The sequence below is a fragment of the Pseudomonas floridensis genome (assembly GCF_002087235.1).
Classification (GTDB): Bacteria; Pseudomonadota; Gammaproteobacteria; order Pseudomonadales; family Pseudomonadaceae; genus Aquipseudomonas; species Aquipseudomonas floridensis.
In genome coordinates, this window is the sequence record NZ_MUIO01000251.1 from 1 (window position 1) to 2,906 (window position 2,906).

The 2,906-nt window shown below is 49.3% G+C and carries 3 protein-coding genes; 1 reads left to right on the forward strand and 2 read right to left on the reverse strand.

The genetic code is table 11. The features are described 5' to 3' along the window. Nucleotides 1-100: type VI secretion system contractile sheath small subunit (locus tag BZK31_RS28690; RefSeq protein ID WP_167378137.1), on the reverse strand; the 100-nt coding region annotated here is incomplete at its 3' end. Nucleotides 101-128: 28 nt separating this feature from the next. Beyond that, the gene (tssA, locus tag BZK31_RS28695; protein WP_083186491.1) at nt 129-1,679 is read right to left on the reverse strand and encodes a type VI secretion system protein TssA; all 1,551 of its coding nucleotides are present in this window, start codon (nt 1,677-1,679) and stop codon (nt 129-131) included. 491 nt (nt 1,680-2,170) lie between these two features. Between tssA and BZK31_RS28700 the strand changes: the two genes are divergently transcribed. Further along, nucleotides 2,171-2,689, forward strand: coding sequence for an Hcp family type VI secretion system effector (locus tag BZK31_RS28700; protein ID WP_083186492.1), 519 nt, complete (start codon nt 2,171-2,173; stop codon nt 2,687-2,689). Nucleotides 2,690-2,906: the final 217 nt, after the last annotated feature.

Below are 2,906 nucleotides of genomic sequence, written 5' to 3' on the forward strand. Positions count from 1 at the left end.
GTTTCAGTGGCAGTTCAATTTCTTCCTGCGCATCGCCTGTAGCGGGTTTGAACGTCACATTGATACGCTCTTTAGGTGCGACAGAGCCGTCTTTGGCCATCGTGTGTCCTCCTTGCCAACATAGGCAATCAAGTTTTATTCAATACCGTTTCGAAATCATACTGGCAAAGTCTTCGGTACAATGCGTCCTTGCTCAGTTTTAAGTCCTGGCTGGATGGAAGTAGCTCATAGCAGCTGTACAAAAGTCGCAGCACGCTCAGAAATGTTTCAGACTCCCAGATTTCAAGACCGGCCTTACACAGTTTTTGATCAAGCAGTTCCAATTGAATCCTGGCCAGCTCGTATTTCTTTGCCTGGTAGCAGATCCGGGCGATACTGAACTGCCAGAAAAAACGCTCACGCTCGTTTCGGGCATCGTTCAAGTGCTGCATCAGCACCTGCACTGCACATTTGAGTCCGTCTCTGGCCACGGTCGGAATCACTTCTTCAAGAACAGCTTCCCAAGATGCCTTGCCGACACTGCTCGCTGGGGCGGGATCAGACTGAGCAACTCGTACATGAGGCATTACATGGGTCGATATCCAGTTTTTCGTCGTCTCATCAGCAAACGGGAGCCCGTCATGAAACCGCAATTCAACGACGTCGGGCAGCCTGTGCAAAAACAAGGCAAATTGAACTTCCACCTCACGCATTGCACTGTCAGCCTCCAGTGCTTGCAGGCACTCCCACACCAAACGTTGCCCATCGAACCAGAAAGGTGAGTGAGCAATGCTTTGCTCGATATCTACAATTAGGTCTGCATGTTTAGCTTGCTCAAACCGTTCCTTATAGCTTCGCGACTTATCTGCAGGCACGCCTCGTAATACTGTTATGAGCTGCGCGTTACATTCCGGCGTGGCCTCAATAGTCAGCCAGAGCATCGTACGGTTGAGCCTTAAGGCCCTCAGGTCTGTTGCTTTTTGCTTTAACCACCAGACGCATAACGACTGTGCGGTTTCCAATTGCGTATACAGCGCTTTACGAGCGTCCTTCTCATTACCAATGGATGGATGACTACAAAACTGAGCTGCAACTTCCTTAATCTGCTCTGCAATGGCCAAGGGCTTGCTATCATGCTCAGAGGCCATCTGGAGCATACGAGTCAGCCGCCGCCGAAGCGGCAACATCAATGGGGCCTCCTCTCCCAGGTACCGGCCCAACAACTCATCCAGAACCTCCAGATGCATCGAGATTTCTTGAAACAAAGAATGCTGCTTACCGACCGATACATCTTCCACAAGAATCTTATCAAGCCTGGGCAGTAGCCAGCCGAAAGCCGCCGCCCGTGTTCGACTTTTGCGAGGATGCAACGCCACCCAATGGTGTTCGCACAGGTCGCGTAATAAACCAATACCTGCCAACAATCCCGAAAAAGACTCACAACGATAAAGCGCCCAGGTCAGCCAACAGACCACGCGCAAATCTCTTGATCGATAACGTAAAATCCGTTCGCTTTCTTCTCGAACCTTCGCCCAGTCGACACGCGCAGACGCCAGCATGGACTGCTCACTGCTTAGCTGTGCTTCCAAGGCTTCAAAATCGGCCGAAAAACGAACATCCTCGCCAGCATAGTTATCGCCGGATACAGGATGCTGAACGATATGGAGATAGAGAGCAGATGGTTTGTCCGAGCGAGTCATTTACTCCGCCCCCTGATAATTACTGGCGCAATGCTGGAAACTTTTTAACGGAGCGAACATTAACTGGCCGCAGCCTGTTTAACAAGCCAGCAAATCCACTGCAATGTCTTTTCAGAAAATTCCTACACTGCAAAATAGTATGCATGTAGGAAATAAAAATATTTCATATTTACCCCCCCCTCAAAACCCTCACCCCTAACCCGATCGCAACTCGATTGCGCAACTATTTGCATACCTTTCTTAGATCAATCGAGATCCCACTCGCTTATCCCTAATAAAATATAGGCCTGATATCAGTGCGCAAAAAATCACATCTCTGTGCAAAAAACGACGCAACCTATAGCAGATAACCGTACAAATCCCTGCCAAAAATCTATACACCCGGCTCAACTCCCCATTTCATGGGCACCTCTCAGAGCTGGCACATTTTTTGTTATTGGCTAATTACCAGCGCTGATGGCTGGAAAACCTATTTATCAGGAGAGACGCTAATGGCAACACCCGCTTACATCTCGATCACCGGCGAAAAACAAGGTTTGATGACTGAGGCAGCGTTCACAGCACAATCTGTGGGAAACATTTATCAGGAAGGCCATGAAGATCAGGCCATGGTACAAGCCTTTAGTCATGAAATAGCCATGCCACGGGATCCCCAGTCTGGCCAGCCCAGTGGACAGCGCACACACAAGCCTTTATGCATTACAAAAGTTTTCGATAAATCATCACCTCTGCTACTGGCTGCCCTTACAGCTGGCGAACGGTTATCAGAAGTAAAAATTCAGTGGTATCGAACTTCAAATCAAGGCAACCAGGAACTTTATTACACAACCCTTCTGGAGGATGCCCAGATCGTCGAGATAAAGGATTACATGCATAACTGTCAGGATCCTGGCAATTCGCACTTCACGCATCTGGAAGATGTGCACTTCACTTATCGCAAGATCACTTGGACGCACGAAACATGTGGAACGTCTGGCTCTGATGACTGGCGCAACCCTGTCTCGAGCTGAATCTGACCAATAACCCCATCGATCCGTCAGGGTCGATGGACTCAGAGCCACGCTTCAGCATGGAGAATCATGATGAATGACCCCGCCAGCGAGAACCGTTTTGAGCTGAAGATCAACGGTATTGAACCTGTCTTTCAGGTGTTCTCCTTCAACGGCGAAGAAGCCATCAGCCAGCCCTTCCGTTTTAGGCTCGTACTGGTCAGCGAACGTGACGACC